Genomic DNA, 1,984 nt, shown 5'->3' on the forward strand with positions numbered 1-1,984 from the left:
CGACAGAGCCGCTGTCAATGGAGTAGCCGAATTCGAGACCGACTTTCCCGGATGTGTGTACGTTCAGTTCAGCTCCCGTGCGGGTGTCAATCGTCACCGCACCAATTGCCGGCGTGATCTGGACGTCCGTCCAGTAGCCCTTAAACGGATTGGACCATGTCGGCGTCGGCTTCCAGACCGGGACGGTAACGGCAGGAATATCAGGAGTTAGTTGATAGTTGGCATCGCCATAAATGTTGCCAATGGTGGCAGTTTTGTCCGTCCATTGGGTGCCCAGGAAAACGGATTCTTCCTTGCGGAAGGCCGTGCCGCTATCCCACATGCTTTGTCCGCTGCTTTCGAATACAAGTGGGCCGGCGTCGTAGATGATGGCAGCGTTTATGTGTGAAGATAGAATCAGAAACGTGCCGGCAAAGAGTGCAACAACCTTAACAATCCGCGTGATCATGTCGATCCCCTTTCCTTGCTGGTGGTGAGCACCTCTGGTTGTGTGCTCGGCAGATGGAGTTCGTCGGGTCAGTATGATCACACATTGACAAATGCAAAAAACATGCCATAATTGTAAAAATTTAATTAATCACGCGAAGTCGAGTAGTTGTATTTATTCAAGTTCATGGGGATTAGGGTTGGTTTACGAAAAATGTAAATATTTTCGACGTTAATGTAAAAAAGTTCGACGTTAATGTAAAATCTTTCGACATCTATTGTTTGTCGGAAACACATTTACTATGTGATAACGTCGCAAAAACTCGTCAATTGCTGCGTTGCTGCGCTTATTTCACCGCTTCGGCGTACGCAAGTACGCCTCATTGCACAATAATCGCGCGCCCTGCAGCCGGCGCTTTGTGCTGATTCAGCCAAATTGATATTTTTTGCGAGAGCTGTCAGTCGGCATTGAAAATTGACCCACCACCGGCGTCCAATTTTGACCCACCTTAGGGGGTTAGTTTTGGTCGTTATATGGTTTTAAAAGATAAATTTTACGACACAGAATCTTGTCCCTGCCGGCCAATAGCCGTCCTGTTTGTCAGTACCAACGATTTATCGTGCGCAAGGTACTAAGGTTGTATATACTATGTTAGTACTTTTGCAAAGGAGCGCATTATGTCAAAAGAAGCTGTTTTCACGATGAAGCTGGAGCCGGAACTGCGCGCAGAATTCATGGCCGAGGCGGCCGGCGAAGATCGACCAGCGTCTCAGGTCATGCGCGAGTTGATGCGCGACTACATCGAACAACGCCGTCTGGCACGCGAATATGACGACTATCTTCGTCGCAAGGTCGAAGCCGGTCGCGCCTCGATGCGTGCCAATCGTGGTCGATCAAATGATGAAGTTGAGGCCGTGTTCGCTGCCAGGCGTAACCAGGTAGCGGCAGGCCAGGCATGATCGTTATCTGGACGCCAGAAGCAGAACAAGACCGCGCTGATATTTGGGACTACATCGTGGTCGACAACCCCGGAGCGGCTGTCCATATGGATGAGCTTTTTAGCGGTGCTGCTGAGCGACTAGCCACGCATCCTAAGATGGGCAAAGCAGGAAGGGTTCCAGGCACCCGTGAGCTGATACCGCATGAAAACTATTGCTTGGTATACGAGATCGACGGACACACGGTGTGGGTGTTGGCTTTGGTGCATACCGCCCGGCAATGGCCACAAGTTCGGGAATAAAAGCGGGCCGCTGGTCATTCGGCCTCACTGCTCAATTACGCTGACTCTCGACAATAAGTTTCGGATTCTTTCCTGTCAAAGCATCAGGATAAAAAATTACTTTCTTATTTATCCTCTCGCATCGAATGTCGCGTGTGGATTTGGCGGAAGCAAGTGATTCCTACAAACCCTGGGTTACGAGAAAATCCACTAAAATCAAGGAGTGGGTTTATATCGGGGGCGTCAAGATGGTTTTGGTCAAAGCATGTATCAAAACAGAAGTCAGAATATGTTAAAGATGGACCTCCAGATCCATTCTTTCATGCAAAACGCGGATA

3 protein-coding genes are annotated in these 1,984 nt (G+C 49.2%); 2 read left to right on the top strand and 1 reads right to left on the bottom strand.

Annotated features, from left to right (window positions below; all coding sequences use genetic code 11):
• The coding region (locus AC6F7T_RS10705; RefSeq protein WP_500718707.1) for a hypothetical protein at positions 1-448 on the bottom strand (448 nt) is incomplete at its 3' end.
• A 656-nt stretch (positions 449-1,104) separates the two neighbouring features.
• Here AC6F7T_RS10705 and AC6F7T_RS10710 point away from each other — a divergent pair.
• Entirely contained in the window at positions 1,105-1,386 is a 282-nt protein-coding gene (locus AC6F7T_RS10710) for a ribbon-helix-helix protein (RefSeq protein WP_500718709.1), read from the top strand.
• Positions 1,383-1,667, top strand: coding sequence for a type II toxin-antitoxin system mRNA interferase toxin, RelE/StbE family (locus AC6F7T_RS10715; RefSeq protein WP_500718710.1), 285 nt, complete (start codon positions 1,383-1,385; stop codon positions 1,665-1,667). Before AC6F7T_RS10710 ends, AC6F7T_RS10715 begins: the two co-directional genes overlap by 4 nt.
• Positions 1,668-1,984 lie beyond the last annotated feature (317 nt).

The sequence above is a fragment of the Pelovirga sp. genome (assembly GCF_059864205.1).